15 protein-coding genes are annotated in these 14,652 nt (G+C 46.2%); 5 read left to right on the forward strand and 10 right to left on the reverse strand.

The annotated features are described in order from the left end of the window. Nucleotides 1-24 precede the first annotated feature (24 nt). The gene (locus tag ACXHJ2_RS14065; RefSeq protein WP_013370509.1) at nt 25-1,119 is read right to left on the reverse strand and encodes a quinone-dependent dihydroorotate dehydrogenase; all 1,095 of its coding nucleotides are present in this window, start codon (nt 1,117-1,119) and stop codon (nt 25-27) included. Nucleotides 1,120-1,337: 218 nt separating this feature from the next. Here ACXHJ2_RS14065 and ACXHJ2_RS14070 point away from each other — a divergent pair, with 218 nt between their 5' ends. Next, the gene (locus ACXHJ2_RS14070; protein WP_013370508.1) at nt 1,338-1,484 is read left to right on the forward strand and encodes a hypothetical protein; all 147 of its coding nucleotides are present in this window, start codon (nt 1,338-1,340) and stop codon (nt 1,482-1,484) included. Between the two features lie 27 nt (nt 1,485-1,511). Here ACXHJ2_RS14070 and ACXHJ2_RS14075 read toward each other — a convergent pair whose 3' ends face one another. From ACXHJ2_RS14075 to ACXHJ2_RS14085, 3 genes are all read right to left on the reverse strand, one after another. Further along, nucleotides 1,512-2,942 (reverse strand): L,D-transpeptidase, encoded by a 1,431-nt coding sequence (locus ACXHJ2_RS14075; RefSeq protein ID WP_058829407.1) that lies wholly within the window; start codon nt 2,940-2,942, stop codon nt 1,512-1,514. A gap of 161 nt (nt 2,943-3,103) precedes the next feature. Then, a complete protein-coding gene (locus ACXHJ2_RS14080; RefSeq protein ID WP_013309730.1) occupies nt 3,104-3,346 on the reverse strand; it encodes a ferredoxin in 243 nt (80 codons plus the stop codon). 161 nt (nt 3,347-3,507) lie between these two features. Further along, the gene (locus ACXHJ2_RS14085) at nt 3,508-4,788 is read right to left on the reverse strand and encodes a DNA polymerase IV (protein WP_013370505.1); all 1,281 of its coding nucleotides are present in this window, start codon (nt 4,786-4,788) and stop codon (nt 3,508-3,510) included. 292 nt (nt 4,789-5,080) lie between these two features. Here ACXHJ2_RS14085 and cimA point away from each other — a divergent pair, with 292 nt between their 5' ends. Further along, the gene (gene cimA, locus ACXHJ2_RS14090; protein WP_013370504.1) at nt 5,081-6,697 is read left to right on the forward strand and encodes a citramalate synthase; all 1,617 of its coding nucleotides are present in this window, start codon (nt 5,081-5,083) and stop codon (nt 6,695-6,697) included. A gap of 56 nt (nt 6,698-6,753) precedes the next feature. Here the strand turns inward: cimA and ACXHJ2_RS14095 are convergent, their stop codons facing one another. From ACXHJ2_RS14095 to ACXHJ2_RS14110, 4 genes are all read right to left on the reverse strand, one after another. Then, the gene (locus tag ACXHJ2_RS14095) at nt 6,754-7,383 is read right to left on the reverse strand and encodes a TlpA family protein disulfide reductase (RefSeq protein WP_165080169.1); all 630 of its coding nucleotides are present in this window, start codon (nt 7,381-7,383) and stop codon (nt 6,754-6,756) included. A 173-nt stretch (nt 7,384-7,556) separates the two neighbouring features. Then, nucleotides 7,557-8,294: an exonuclease domain-containing protein gene (locus ACXHJ2_RS14100; protein ID WP_019686911.1), complete on the reverse strand. Its 738-nt coding sequence runs from the start codon at nt 8,292-8,294 to the stop codon at nt 7,557-7,559. Beyond that, on the reverse strand, nt 8,291-9,373 hold the full coding sequence (locus ACXHJ2_RS14105; protein WP_165080170.1) for a DUF294 nucleotidyltransferase-like domain-containing protein: 1,083 nt from the start codon (nt 9,371-9,373) through the stop codon (nt 8,291-8,293). Before ACXHJ2_RS14105 ends, ACXHJ2_RS14100 begins: the two co-directional genes overlap by 4 nt. A 48-nt stretch (nt 9,374-9,421) precedes the next feature. Beyond that, nucleotides 9,422-10,825 carry an ammonium transporter gene (locus ACXHJ2_RS14110; protein WP_013370500.1) on the reverse strand — a complete coding sequence of 468 codons (1,404 nt, stop codon included), beginning with the start codon at nt 10,823-10,825 and terminating at the stop codon, nt 9,422-9,424. A gap of 292 nt (nt 10,826-11,117) precedes the next feature. Between ACXHJ2_RS14110 and ACXHJ2_RS14115 the strand changes: the two genes are divergently transcribed. Both ACXHJ2_RS14115 and ACXHJ2_RS14120 read left to right on the forward strand, forming a co-directional pair. Beyond that, nucleotides 11,118-11,549, forward strand: a complete 432-nt coding sequence (locus tag ACXHJ2_RS14115) for a MerR family transcriptional regulator (RefSeq protein ID WP_043886097.1) — start codon at nt 11,118-11,120, stop codon at nt 11,547-11,549. Between the two features lie 42 nt (nt 11,550-11,591). Further along, complete coding sequence (locus ACXHJ2_RS14120) at nt 11,592-12,263, forward strand: zinc metallopeptidase (protein ID WP_025676967.1); 672 nt, start codon at nt 11,592-11,594, stop codon at nt 12,261-12,263. A 95-nt stretch (nt 12,264-12,358) separates the two neighbouring features. On the opposite strand, the gene ACXHJ2_RS14125 is transcribed toward ACXHJ2_RS14120, so the two are convergent. Both ACXHJ2_RS14125 and ACXHJ2_RS14130 read right to left on the reverse strand, forming a co-directional pair. Next, nucleotides 12,359-13,288 (reverse strand): LysR family transcriptional regulator, encoded by a 930-nt coding sequence (locus tag ACXHJ2_RS14125; RefSeq protein WP_043886096.1) that lies wholly within the window; start codon nt 13,286-13,288, stop codon nt 12,359-12,361. A gap of 98 nt (nt 13,289-13,386) precedes the next feature. Further along, on the reverse strand, nt 13,387-14,010 hold the full coding sequence (locus tag ACXHJ2_RS14130) for a rhomboid family intramembrane serine protease (protein WP_013370496.1): 624 nt from the start codon (nt 14,008-14,010) through the stop codon (nt 13,387-13,389). Nucleotides 14,011-14,131: 121 nt separating this feature from the next. Between ACXHJ2_RS14130 and tpx the strand changes: the two genes are divergently transcribed. Next, complete coding sequence (gene tpx, locus ACXHJ2_RS14135; protein WP_013370495.1) at nt 14,132-14,650, forward strand: thiol peroxidase; 519 nt, start codon at nt 14,132-14,134, stop codon at nt 14,648-14,650. The last annotated feature ends 2 nt before the right edge of the window (nt 14,651-14,652 follow it).

Consider the following 14,652-nt stretch of genomic DNA (forward strand, 5'->3'; position numbering starts at 1 on the left):
CCTGTCTCTTCCGACAACACTTTTTTATCTATGAGCTGCACCAACAGCCTCGGTAATGTGTCTAAAGCCGTCCTTTCGAAGCAGCTCACGCAGACCGGCATGTATAGCCCGGTTTACTTCCGGCCCTTCGTAAATCAATGCTGTATAAATTTCAATCAGGCTAGCGCCTGCTTTAATTTTGTCATAGGCATCACGACTGGTAAAAATACCGCCTGATCCAATAATGGGCAGCTTCCCTTCCGTCTGGCGGTATACCCGTCCAATGACCTCTGTGGAACGGTCACGTAGCGGCTTACCACTCAATCCTCCGGTTTCACTTGCATTTCGATGCGTCAGACCCGTCCTGGATATCGTCGTGTTCGTCGCAATAATGCCATCCACTCCGCTGGCCGCAATCGCATCCGTCATATATTCCAATTCCTCGTCCGATACATCCGGTGCAATTTTGACCAGTACAGACTTGGCTTTACCATACTTTGTCGCCTGAACTCCCATCTCTGCCCGAACCGCTTCCAGTAACGACTTCAGTTCACTGCCATGCTGGAGTTTTCGTAAATCCGGGGTATTGGGCGAACTAATGTTTACTACAAAGAAGTCCGCATACGGATACAGTGCGGAAATACATTTCTCATAGTCCTTATGGGCATCCTCATTTGGCGTGACTTTATTTTTACCGATATTAACAGCAATCGGCACAGGTCGATGTTTAAGGGTAGCCAAACGCTGGGCCATGCTCTCAGCACCCAGATTGTTAAAGCCCATCCGATTGACTAATGCCTCATCGGGAGGCAGTCGAAACAACCGGGGCTGATCATTGCCGGGCTGTCCGACAGGTGTCACCGTGCCTACTTCCATAAAACCAAAACCGATGGAAGAAAAACCGACAACCGCTTCAGCATTTTTATCCAGTCCCGCAGCCAGTCCAATCGGGTTGGGAAAATGAATACCAAACAGATCAACGGCAAGATCTTCCGTTTCCTTGACTCCATACATCCCTCGCAACGTCGCTGCTCCACCGGGAAGTGAGCCCGCATGCTTTAAGCCGTCAATGACTACATGATGGGCCCTCTCTGGACTCATTTTGAAAAAAACAGGTTTCGCAATCCTTCGATACAACACGATTCATCCACTCCGTTCTATGCCCTTGCACAATCCTAAAAAAACATCTCTACAAAATAGTTTAGCTTTTTCCATACCAAAAAGAAAGTAATTTGCGAGGTCCAATATCAGAACAATTCAGTTGTCATGGAGATGTCATTGAAAATGTATAATCAAACCATTTACAATGGACATAGTAAGACAGGATCTTAGCCCGCAAGAAAAGAGGGATTGCTGATATGAAGACCAAGCGCAAACCGCCCAGTCTGCAAAAGAAAAAGGATGAGGTGAACAAGAAAGCGATTGTTTGGACCGCCGTCAGCTTTGTTCTACTCATCATTGTGATTGTTCTGGTCATTGTTTTAGCACAAGCAGGAACTCGTTAAACAACAAGTAGCAGTGGCATCAAAACGTTAATTTAGCCAGTGATAGGTTTTGTGGGGATTTGTCTGGTCGTGCTGCGGCTCACTCGTAAATCGGGAACTAGGTACAAGCACTTGATCAGGCAGTCCCCCGTTACCAATAACCACCTCCGTACCTGAAGGTACGAGTGCAAACAATTCCTCCACGTCTTCCTTCCCCATGCGGACACAACCCAGCGACTCATTTTTGCCGATACTTTCTGGCTCGTTCGTACCATGGATAGCATAATTTGTTGCAGACAGTTGCATACCACGGCTGCCAAACTCACCGTTGGATTTGCCGTTCGGATTTACGACTTTATCGGTAATCACAAATTTCCCTTCCGGTGTTCTTTCTCCGCCCAAACCGATGGGATAATTGCGAATAAGTATATTGCCGCTCACCAATGCTAGCCTGTGCTTGGATTTGTCTACCACAATTCGTAGCGGTTGCTCCAGAAAAGGCCGTCCGTGCAATGAAGATGCCAGCAGTAGACTGCTTTCAGCCGCTGAGCCAGCGTTCTGATCTCCTGCCTTCCCTGTTCCCTGTGCTGGAGAAGTAAGTAAATTGCGCATAGGTGTAAAAGCCTTCTTCATCCCGTCAGTCGTACCGTACATTGTGTTATTGGGAAAATCTCGGGTCAGTTCTTCAAGACTCTGGGGAAGACGTTGATGCTGCGAGCGATAAGCACGCATGGCGCTATTCAGCACAGCCAGCTCTTCCTGTCCGGCAGCCCATTTTAGACCTGTTATGCGGAGTTTCTCACTGTCCGACGGCTTGCAAGCACATGCAGCGGCGTCGTAAGACTGAATAGCTAATCCGCCGTTTCCCTTGTTCTGTACACTAAGTAACGGCTTCATGCCTTCTCTCCAGATCAGCCACGCCCCACTCTGCTCCATGCCCAGCACTGTGGTCTTGGACGGCATTTGACTCGTCTTTGCCAACATATCCGTAAGCGCTGTTCCAGCCCCACTTCCTTGCCTGGCTTGAGCTGTAAACACATCACCAGCATAAGGCTCACCGTTTTGTGCCCTCTTCTTTGGATCTGCAGTAGCGACTTTCGCAACTTCGACATGATCAATCGCTGCATGCTCAGTTCCGGATGGAACGGATGCGCTCTCAGGTGAAGTGCTCGGTGAATTGGCTGAAGGGACCCAGATGAGCAGAAGTACCATTAAGGCAGTTAAAAGATGACGTGTTCGAGCGGTTCTCCGCTCCTTCTCCTTGGACATCTGAACCAGTTTATCCTGATATTCCATCCATACGTCTGCCGGAATCTGTTTATGCTCAAAGGCTTCGAACACTTCTCCTGCACGATTGAAGCAATAATTTGCTTTGCCTTCCTGACCGTTGCTTTCATACTCCTTACCGAGTAAATACCAGGCCATTTTATTATCAGGGTGCTTTTTGACATACGATTTAAGATGAGGCGAATGGTCCATCGGATCCTCCTGATCGTGTAATCTTGCATGCTTACTATTATGTATATCGGTCGCAATGGGCCTGATGGACAGCACATAAAAAAAACAGCACCGTCAGCATGCTTTCACCGTTATACGGTGAAGGGTACTGTCGGTGCTATGCCTGTCCAAAAAACTTACACTTAACCTTCTTTATTGAACGGTTCGTCTGCAACTTTGATGGAATCTGTAGGGCAACCGTCACAAGCATCCTGCATATCATCAAACAGGTCTTCTGAGATCGCCTTGATGCCTTGGTTTGCATCCCCTTCAAAGATCACTTCAGCCAAACCTTCATCATCATAATCATAGATGTCTGGTGCTGTAGCGCCGCAGGCTCCGCAAGCAATGCATGTATCTTTTTCTACCCAAGTGTATTTAGCCATAACTTTTCTCTTCCTCCTATACAATCGAACAAACCAGCTTTTGCATTCTATTCACATATTAATACAAACCCAAAATTATTACAAATTATTTTCCTTTATCCTTCATGCAAAAAACGCTTATAACGTGTGTTACTGATACTGACCATCATTCTCCCCTAAGTTCACTCTGGAGTAGGTAGATTGTCTTTTTGCAGCGAAGTTCCGCGCAGCTTGGAATTACGAAGAAGTACTGAAGGATCATCTCCCAGCATCCCCGCAGTCAAAATTGCATTTTCACCAAACTTATCGCGCAGCGCATCCATCGTTTTCAGTAAACTTTCTTTTTTAGGCTGGTCCTGGTATTCAAATAGATCTAATTGAACTGCCGCTTCCTCCTTTGGAATGAGCTGTTGCAGCGTAATCCCCAACAAACGCACTGGCTTATCCTCTCCCCAATGGCGACGATACAATGCACAAGCTTCCTTATATATGTCTTCTGCACTTTCCGTAGGCGTACTCCTGACTTGAGAACGCGTAAAGGTCTTCATATCCGGGGTCCGAATCGTCAGTTGGATACCTCCTGCCAGCATCCCTTGTCGTCGAAGCCGCCGAGCTACCTGATCACTAATGTTAAGCAGTACTCTTTGGGCTTCTTCCAACTTTACTACATCCATAGGCAGAGTGGTTGTGTGACCGATGGATTTGTTCGGCTCCCGTTCAGTGCTGACTTGAGAATGGTTAATTCCGTTTGCCGCCAATTTTAACCAAGAACCAGTTACCCCAAATATGCTAACTAGCATGTGTTCATCTGCCTTAGCCAGTTGACCAATGGTGCGAATGTTCATTTGTAGAAGCTTATCTGCTGTTTTGCGGCCCACACCAAACAATTGACCACATGGAAGGTTCCACAAAATGTTGGGTACATCACGCAAACGTAGAACAGATATCCCGCGTGGCTTTTTCAGATCAGAGGCCATTTTGGCTAGCAGTTTGTTGGGTGCTACCCCAATTGAGCAAGGCAAGCCTAGCTCTTCTTCTACTCTACGCTGAATCTCCTCGGCAATATCCAAAGGTGTTCCAAACTGCTTGGAACCGGAAATATCTAGATAACACTCATCAATTGAAGTTGCTTCCAGCATAGGCGTATACGAGTAAGCAATACTCATAAATGCTTTGGAATAACGACGGTATAAATGAAAATCAGGCTGTATTATGATGAGCTGCGGACAAATCCGACGAGCCTGCTGAACAACCATCCCTGTTGAAATGCCCAATCGTCGTGCTTCATAAGAGCAAGTTACAATTACACCTTTGCGTAGCTCACTGCTGCCTGCAACTGCGGTAGGCAATCCTTTATATTTTTCCGGCTCCTCCGCTGCATGAACGGAACAATAAAATGCGTTCATATCCACATGCAGAATAACACGTCCACCAACCGGATAATAAGCACTGACATCTTTCATGCTCAACCCTTCTTTTAACTATAAATTCATTCGTTAGATCAAGAATATGTCCTTTGATTTTATACTTAAATCACCCTTGCATACTATTTCTATTTTACATAAAAAATATAGGTTTTGCGCTCAAAAATGATAATTATATATTACATTTGAAGTCATTAGTTGTTATAATCGACTATCATACGAACACGACAAACTAACGCTTTCCTGTTTTTAAGCGTTAAACAACTAAATTAATGTGCTTAAAAAAGCAGAGCATTACCAATCTGAGCAATCCGCGAAGGAGGAGTCCCTCATGTCCACCGCTATTTCTATCTTTGACACAACGCTGCGAGATGGCACTCAAGGAGAAGGAATTAGCTTGTCTGCTGATGACAAATTGAAAATCGCCAAAAAACTCGATGATCTCGGTGTTCACTATATTGAAGGCGGGATTCCCGGGAGCAACAGCAAGGATATCGAATTTTTCAAACGGGTACAAGAACTAGGCCTTCAGGCAAAGATTGTCGCCTTCGGCAGTACGCGCCGCAAAGATAGCATCGCAGCGCAGGATGTCAATCTGCAACGGATTCTGGAATCCGGCGCTCAGGCCGCTACTCTGGTCGGTAAATCATGGGATTTTCATGTACACACTGCATTACAGACAACGCTGGAGGAAAATCTGTCTATGATTTACGACTCCATCGCCTTTTTAAAGCAAGGGGGCATGGAGGTTATTTTTGATGCCGAGCATTTTTTTGACGGATATAAAAACAACCCCGAGTATGCACTCGCCGTTATGAAAAAAGCTGAGGAAGCAGGCGCGGATTGGCTCGTGATGTGTGATACCAACGGGGGTACCCTACCACATGAAATACATGAAATTGTCACTACACTGCAAAGCCAGCTAACGAAGTCACAGTTGGGCATTCATACACACAATGATTGCGAATTGGCAGTAGCCAACTCACTCAGTGCAATTCAAGCAGGCGCAAGGCAGGTCCAAGGTACCATCAACGGCTATGGTGAACGGTGCGGTAATGCCAACCTATGCTCCGTCATTCCGAACTTGCAGCTTAAGCTGGGCTACGACTGTCTAGATCCCGAGAAGCTAAAACAACTCCACAATACAGCTCGCTTTGTGAGTGAAGTCGCCAACGTCAATCTGCCTGTCAACCAGCCTTATGTTGGCAATGCTGCTTTTGCCCATAAGGGGGGCATTCACGTGTCAGCTATTCTGCGCGACTCACGAACTTATGAGCACATCGCTCCTGAACTTGTGGGGAACAAGCAGCGGGTCTTGGTCTCCGAACTGGCCGGACAAAGCAACGTTGTATCCAAGGCGCAAGAACTGGGCATCACCCTTGATCCGTCCAGTGATGAGGCACGTGGCGTCATTAGTCGTATCAAGGAACTTGAGCATCAGGGCTATCAGTTTGAAGGCGCGGATGCTTCGTTGGAATTGCTTATTCGTGAAGCCGGCGGTGAAGTGAAGGAAATGTTCTCATTTGAATCCTTTAAGGTGCTGGTGGAAAAAACAGCGGGGCGATCGGTCGTCTCCGAGGCATTCTTAAAGCTGAATGTTGCAGGGACAAGTGTCTATACCGCAGCTGAAGGAAATGGTCCTGTCAACGCGCTTGATAATGCACTCCGCAAGGCTCTTTCTCAGTATTTCCCAGCCTTGCGAGACATGCATTTGGCTGACTACAAGGTGCGTGTGCTCGACGAAAAAGACGCCACTGCCGCCAAGGTACGCGTGCTCATTGAGTCCAAAAACTACGAGGACGTCTGGAGTAACGTAGGCGTATCCGAAAATGTTATTGAAGCTAGCTGGGAAGCTCTCTTGGACAGCTTCCGTTACGCATTGCTGGAAGCGCCAACTCCAAAAAATGAACAAACAGAGCTTACTCATCACGGATTAGTTAACCACTAATCAAGTACAAGCATGAGCTAATAAGGTGGCTTTGGCGGTCTACTTAGCCCCCAAAGTCACTTTATTTTTTGAAGAGCTTCTATTTTACCCTCCAATTCCCGTTCACTGAGCATGCCGATTATAATTTCTCGTACCCGTCCATGGTCATCAATCGTTACATGAGTCGGAAAAGCCACTCCTCCAAATTGTTCAAACAACGCTCCTTGTTCATCCAGTAATATGGGAAATTTGAGGTTCAAAGAACGGGAAAACTTCTGCACATCCTCCAACCGGTCATAGCGAGTTACATTGATGCCATACACATCTACATCATGTTTGTATTTACTATACAATTCATTCAGCATGGGGGCTTCTAATCGGCACGGATCGCACCATGAAGCCCAAAAACTAATGATCATCGCTTTATTCCGCGGACCCCCTACATCGTAGGACTTGCCGTTTAACCCCTTTAAAATCATAGAAGGAAGCTGTTGCCCAGGTTTGATTCTTTTTATTACCTCTGCTGCAACTGATTCAGTCCCTACATTCTTCTCAACATCAAGCTCTTTCTCACCTTTATATTTTTCTTCCAGTGTTGCATTTTCCACAGGCAGGCTTGCTGAATAGACTGTGTTTGCAATAATCCCCCATGAAGCCCCAACCATAACCAGCACAATTATCGCTCTAATGAAAAGAAATCTTTTCACAGTCTTATCACCTGTCTTTCATCTAAATGACCTTCATCCTCCCCATAGGATGCCCATACGATTCCCACCTCTAACCTTCTAAATCTGAACAGGACACAAAAAAAACAGCAAACCCACGAAAATCGCGAACTTGCCGTTATAATGTGGTGTCAGATACTATACCTTGTACTGAATCAGGCATGACTCAAATGCGCGTAGACATCTGCCAAATTGGTTACATTACGCTTCAGCATTTCCTGAACATACGCCACCCAAAGCTTAGCCGTCATCTTCGCATCCTCTAACGCATGATGCCGCCCTTCAATCGGAATGGATTGATAGGCCAGCAATTCATCCAAACTATAGGTTTGGTGTTGCTGTGGCTCCAGCCATTTGGCGAGCATCATTGTGTCTAGTACACGGTGAGTTAACTGAACTTTAGATGTTTTCCATAACGCAGCATTTAAAAAGGCCTTATCATGAGCGCTAGCATGCGCTACAAGCACCCGCCCACCTACAAAGGACATAAAGTCATGCAGTCCATTCATAAGCGGCGGAGCTCCATCCGTCATTTCCCGGGTAATCCCAGTTAGCCGAGTAATCTGTTCAGGAATCTCGGTCCGCGGATTGACAAGCGTATAAAACTGCTCTTTTTCCATAATTACATCCCCGACTACCCGAATCGCTCCGAACGATAAAATCTCATCTCCATGCTGTGCCGAAAACCCCGTCGTCTCCAGATCAAAAACTACCGTCTCCAAACGCTCCAGTGGGGTACGCAATACTTCAGAACGCCGTTGTTCCCGCGTTAAGGACCGAATAAACGCCATCTGCTGAGCCGTAGGAGCCCCCATTACAGATGCGATTGCCGACGGCACTCCTCCTCTGCGGAGGGCACTCCAGAAGCCACCTCCCTGCGCTGGTTCTTTCATGACCTTCTCCCTTCCATAAATCGCAGCTGCCTTTGCAACGCACGATGCAGCCGTCGTACTGTTGAAAGAGCCTCGCGCAGCTCATGCCAGCCTTTACCTTGCTTCAACGGCTTGACAGCCAGATAGCCATTACTGATCAGCAACCCGTCCTTCTCCCTCGCTGGAGTAGCCATTCGAAGCTGAAGTGCGATCCGAAAGGCTCGCTCGCAAGCATCGAGTAAAGGCAACGGTGCCGCTTCAAGTGATGCGAGACGCCTGAGTCTTTTCAGGGTGGAAGTTTCCTCTACACCATGTTGCAATGCCAAAAAACGGACGGCGTTCACCAACGGAATGTATAACCCGTATTTCACATCAAAATCGCCTGCATGCTCACCGAACCGCTCGGTAACGATCTGACCTAAAATATTAAGTGTCGCTTTATGCCTTACCGTGTTCCTAAGTACCGCTGAAGGTAGGTCGGGTTGTTTACGGAACAACTTATAAAAGCTTTGCTTCCATTCCACAGACAATTGCTCGTCGCCTGCGATATGTCTCATGTCAGACGAGATAATGAGATATCGAATCGGCTCCCAGGCAAAATCTTCCGACCATTTTGATAGCTGTTCTTGCCATCCAGTCAATGTATGGCGCCACAATGGCTCCGAGCACATCACTTTCCCCTCGCATTTGGGATATCCCAAATGCTCTAGCATCGCAGAGACTCTGCGACCAAACTCGCTAAAATACAATTCTTTATCAGCAGACACAAGGTCACTGATAATCATACCGTTATCCTGGTCACTCCATAGCGTCGATTCCGAGCGCCCCATGCTACCGAAGGCTATAAATGCGTAAGGGACGGGAGGAGGGCCAAAGCCATCCTCAACCATCCCTTTTTCGCACATTTGCACAGCTCTGACCGCGATGCGGTCATGCATTTCATTCGCCGTTCGTAACCAGTCTGATAACGGAGCGGAGGCTTGAGAAGCCAGCAGCCATTTCTGGGAATCGACCCTGGCCTGCCTTAAAGACTCAGGTGTGTCTGCATGATCAATCGCTTCGGCGGAACTCACCCAAGGGGCCATATTTTGCAGTTCCATACTTCCATCTCCTCCGCTCATCCATACTGGCTCTTTATATTTTACATATTAGCTGACAATTCCAGAACGCTTTTCAGCTTCGGTAACTAACTTCATTTGCTCTGGATAGCCGTACGTACCGTGTTCACTGATATCGAGTCCCATCGTTTCTTCCTCTTCCGTAACGCGAATACCCATAATTGCTTTCATCGCACCCAGAATAATGAAGGAAATGACGAATACGAATGCCAAAGTACCAATCAGTCCAAGCAGCTGTACTCCTAATTGTGTAAAACCACCACCATAGAACAGACCCGCTTGACCTACACCTGTTATTTTTGCAAGCTCAGGAGTAGCGAAAAACCCTGTGGATACCGCGCCCCACATCCCCGCAACACCATGTACGGAGAAAGCATATACCGGGTCATCTACTCTCGCACGCTCAAACCATTGCGCTGTGAAGAAAGTGACGATCCCTGCAACTGCGCCAATAACCAATGCCGCCCAAGGTGCTACAAAGGCACAAGAACCCGTAATGGCAACCAAGGCTGCCAGCACACCGTTTAGCATAGCAGGAATATCTGCTTTTCCGTATACCATCCAAGATACGAGCAAAGCGAAAACTCCGCCTGCCGCAGCAGCAATATTTGTAGTCAGGGCTACATATCCAAAGAATCCGTCATTCATAGCAGAAACAGCACTACCTGGGTTAAATCCAAACCAGCCAAACCAGAGAATAATAACACCCAGGATAGAGTACACCTGATTATGACCAGGGATAATGTTCGGCTTGCCATCTTTATTAAACTTGCCCAGACGCGGTTTGAGCAGCAGCGTAGCGACGAGTGCCGCCGTAGCACCTGTCAGATGGACCACTGTTGAACCAGCGTAATCTTGCATTCCCAACTTGCCAAGCCAGCCGCCGCCCCATACCCAGTGAGCTACAACTGGATAGATCACGATGGAGAACAAAATACCGAAAATAATGTATACACTTAATTTTGCACGCTCTGCCATCCCTCCGCATGCGATCGAAAGCGAAACCGCAGCAAAAGCAAAGTGAAACAAAAACATAATCGTAATCGGAACATCCAAACCTGAAAGAGTATCAAACGATGCAGCAGCATCTGTCCCACTCATGAAGAAACCCGTCAGTCCCATAAATCCGTTACCGCCGTCATTGCCAAAACCGAATCCAAATCCGAGGGCCCAGAAGGACAAAGCCGCAACACCCGTCGTGAGAATCGTTTTACCAGCGACATGACCCGCGTTCTTCATTCGTGTCGAGCCTGCCTCTAGCAATGCAAATCCCGCTTGCATGAAAAATACAAGTATAAATGCCAAGAACGTAAATGCCGTGTTTAGCCCAGCTTGAAGTTGAATATTTGTCGGCCCGTCAGCAGCGAACGCACCTACCGGAAAAGCTAGAACCGTCAGCATGGCCAATAATACAACTAACCACTTTTTTCTCATGAAGACCACTCCTCGAATGTTAAGTTTCTTTACATTTCGTGAAATTCTTATTGTCATTATAATCAGAATACATGAAAGTTGACAAGATTTTTTTTATAATGTTAAAAAAATGAGCTTACAAACCTGACATGTCACATTTACTAACCATAAAGGTAGCTTGTTTGAGCCCGACAAAAGCATAACGTTTGACTGTATGGTTGAGGATCATGTAAAATATCCTTTATAAACACTCGGTTTAAAATGCTAATATTGAAGGTTGAACGAAGAGCGCGAGGTGAAGACAGATGGGGATATGAAGCTATATCGAATTGGCGAGCTAGCCAAAGCGGCTGGTGTCAGCGAACGAACGATTGATTATTACACTAAACTCGGTTTGATCACACCTGAAGAACGATCATTGAAAAATTATCGCCTTTATAATGGTGAAACGTTAAACAGGCTTGAACGTATTAACCAAATGAAACAAGAGAAGTATAGCCTTGAGGAAATCAGACAGACTCTGATTAAATGGAACTCGGTTGCAGGAGAAGAACACGTCACTGACAAACTAACGAGTCTAGAAATGCATATGCAGCGTCTAGAACGTGAAGTCAATGAACTACAGCCTCTTCTCGGACAGCTCAAGCCCGTCCAAGCTCGCAAGCTGCTTACTGGTCTGTTGCCACAAAGCGCTGCTTGTATTGAGGCTTTGAAGTATCTGTTGGAGCATAGTTCTATGATGTAGATACCCAGGCTAGTAGTATGAACAATAATGGAGGGTTGCTTTATGATGGGTATGTATATATTGATTATTCTTGCGTTCGGATTATCCTTATGGGCGCAATTCCGTGTAAAAGGTACGTTTAACAAATGGTCTGATGTCCCAAATGAAAATGGACTGACTGGTTACGATGCAGCTCGGCACATGCTGGATCGTAATGGCTTGCATGATGTACCTATTGAGCCAGTACCCGGCGCGCTATCTGACCATTATGATCCGATACAACGAGTGGTGCGCTTGTCCGAGCCTGTTTATTATGAAAAATCCATTTCTGCGGTTGCTGTGGCTTGCCATGAAGTCGGTCATGCCATCCAACATAAAGAGCATTATCCTATGCTGGCACTTCGCCACCGGATCTTTCCAATCGTAAACTTTGCTTCCGGGATTGCACCGTTTCTGCTGATTGCTGGTTTCTTATTTAGCTTTACGAACCTGATCGGTTTGGGTATTATCTTCTTCTCAGCTACTGTTGCTTTTCAATTAATCACATTGCCAGTTGAGTTTAATGCTTCTAATCGCGCCCGGGAAATTATGGTTTCTGAAGGATTTATCCGTAATGATGAAGAACGTGGTGTAGCCAAAGTTTTGAATGCTGCTGCATTGACGTATGTGGCCGCAGCTCTCGTTTCCTTGCTGGAACTGATCCGCCTAATTGGCATCTTTAATAGCCGGGATTAATCACTTGTATGCAAAAAAGGTTGTTCCTCCACCAATTACGGTAGAGGAACAACCTTTTTTCTTGATCTTAAACCAATACACTATACTTAATTGTCTCAATCTGCTTTTGCCGTTTTGTTCGAAGTAGCAGCGTTACCATGAAGGCCAAAATATTGCAATAAAAAAGTTCGGAACGATTTAGCAACCAATGGAAGTTTGTCATCTCTACGATGAATCAAGCCAATCGTTCGCGTCACCTCTGGATCAACAATCGATACCCTTGCGGGTTGAAGCGGGTTAGTCTGAAACAGTGCCATTTCAGGCAGAAGACTAACCCCCATACCAGCAGCTACTAAACCGCGAATCGTATCTGTCTCTTCGCCTTCAAAAGCAATATCCGGCGTAAATCCAGCCTCCAGGCAGGCCTGCCAGACAATCGGACGTAACGAATATCCATCCCTGAACAAGATGAATTTTTCACCTTTAAGCTGGCTCAATGTGATGTGTTCAGCTGAAGCCAAAGGGTGATTAGGTGGGAGAACCGCAAATAACTCCTCGGTTAACACCACATCCCCCTCGACATGGTCATGTCGATCTGGAAAAGGAGATACAAAAGCCAAATCCACCTCACCCGCTAACACATCACGAATTAAACTCGGGTACATTCCTTGTTTAAATCTAAATTTAACATTGGGATACCTCTTACGGAATTCAGCCACCACTGTAGGAATAAGATGAATCCCCAAACTGTGCGGAAAACCGATACGGATTTCGCCCCCCTCAGGGTCCAAAAACTCATGCACTTCCAAAACAGCCCGCTCCAGATCTTTTATGATCGTTTCCACCCGTTTGCAAAATAGCTGTCCCACTGGCGTAAGTTGCAGATTGCGACCCTTTTGCATAAAAAGATTAACTCCCAGCTCCTCTTCAAGCTGGTGAATTTGCCGACTTACCGCAGATTGCGCCACATGCAACTCCTCAGCTGCCTGAGTGACATGTTCTTTTTGCGCTACTTTCATGAAGTATTGCAACTGTCGTAATTCCACTCCGATATTCGCTCCAATCTGTTTTTCAACATACGAAAGAAGATGTTCATCGAACATCATCCTCTTTCTTACCCAGATAACTTACGATAAAGCTGTCTTTAGTGACGTTTGCGTTGACCAGTCAATCTAATCAATAATCCATACATGAAGAACCCACTGAGCAAGCCCCCAAAGTGAGCGGTCCAGTTAATGTTCGCAACCGCAAAAGAAAACAGAATACCAAACCCAAGCAGCGTGTACAGCGTTTTGCGCGAAGCATCATCCATCAAGGAACGTTGGAACAAGGCAACGTACAGAAACGCCCCATAGATGCCATAAATCGCTCCTGAGGCTCCTACAGAGACTGTCGTTTCTGCCACCATGTTGTAATGCGCAATGGACAGTATGTTCCCTACAACACCCGTGACCAGATACAACAACACATATCGTAAGGACCCGAGCAAACGCTCCAGCGGAGGAGCGAATACAAGTATTGCAAAGGAATTAAACAGAAGATGATCAAACCCTGCATGTAAAAACATAGCTGACACATACCGCCACAGCTGGTCAGTGAATGGCGCCTCATTAATCAAAGCCCCATACCGGATCAGCGTCAAACTATTTTCTGATCCACCTTGCACGGTCAGTACAATAAACATCACAATATTGATAAGCAAAATCAGACAGGTTACCGGGTAAAACCGCAAATAACTTTTCCAGTTCTCATAACGTAAAAAAATCAAGGCAATCCTTCCTTCATGGGGTGTCTCCACCTTATTCAAATTGGACAATGTCTTTTATAAAAGATTATAATAGATTTCGGCAACGATAACCAATGCCAAAAACCAAAGGAGGCTATTACATATGGCACAAGAACGTACAGGAGTTGCTACTTTTAAAGGCAATCCTTTGACTCTCATAGGTCCTGAACTGAAAATTGGAGATCAGGCGCCTGATTTCAAATTACAGAAAGACTTATTGGAAGCAGCTACGCTTCAAGACTTTGCAGGTAAAGTCAAACTGATTAGCGTTGTCCCTTCTCTAGATACAGGCGTGTGTGACGCACAGACTCGACGTTTCAACCAGGAAGCAGATTCCTTGGGGGACCAAGTTGTGGTCCTGACGGTTAGCGTGGATCTGCCTTTCGCCCAAGCTCGTTGGTGCGGTGCGGCTGGTATCGATCGCGTATTGACACTGTCCGACTATAAGGATCATTCCTTTGGTGAAGCTTATGGTGTATTCATTAAGGAATTCCATTTGGATCATAGAGCTATTTTTGTCATTGATCAAAATGACAAAATCGCTTACGTAGAATACTTGAGCGAGATGGCCGAGCATCCTGACTATGACCAGGCGATCGCAGCCGTAAAAAAACTCGTCTAAAT

It is taken from the genome of Paenibacillus sp. ALE3 (assembly GCF_054113405.1).

Coding starts and splice junctions, on each gene's coding strand:
- ACXHJ2_RS14070 (WP_013370508.1), top strand. CDS start 1,338: ATGAAGACCAAGCGCAAACCGCCCAGTCTGCAAAAGAAAAAGGATGAG.
- ACXHJ2_RS14075 (WP_058829407.1), bottom strand. CDS start 2,942: ATGGACCATTCGCCTCATCTTAAATCGTATGTCAAAAAGCACCCTGAT.
- ACXHJ2_RS14080 (WP_013309730.1), bottom strand. CDS start 3,346: ATGGCTAAATACACTTGGGTAGAAAAAGATACATGCATTGCTTGCGGA.
- ACXHJ2_RS14085 (WP_013370505.1), bottom strand. CDS start 4,788: ATGAAAGATGTCAGTGCTTATTATCCGGTTGGTGGACGTGTTATTCTG.
- cimA (WP_013370504.1), top strand. CDS start 5,081: ATGTCCACCGCTATTTCTATCTTTGACACAACGCTGCGAGATGGCACT.
- ACXHJ2_RS14100 (WP_019686911.1), bottom strand. CDS start 8,294: ATGAAAGAACCAGCGCAGGGAGGTGGCTTCTGGAGTGCCCTCCGCAGA.
- ACXHJ2_RS14105 (WP_165080170.1), bottom strand. CDS start 9,373: ATGGAACTGCAAAATATGGCCCCTTGGGTGAGTTCCGCCGAAGCGATT.
- ACXHJ2_RS14110 (WP_013370500.1), bottom strand. CDS start 10,825: ATGAGAAAAAAGTGGTTAGTTGTATTATTGGCCATGCTGACGGTTCTA.
- ACXHJ2_RS14115 (WP_043886097.1), top strand. CDS start 11,118: ATGAAGCTATATCGAATTGGCGAGCTAGCCAAAGCGGCTGGTGTCAGC.
- ACXHJ2_RS14120 (WP_025676967.1), top strand. CDS start 11,592: ATGATGGGTATGTATATATTGATTATTCTTGCGTTCGGATTATCCTTA.
- tpx (WP_013370495.1), top strand. CDS start 14,132: ATGGCACAAGAACGTACAGGAGTTGCTACTTTTAAAGGCAATCCTTTG.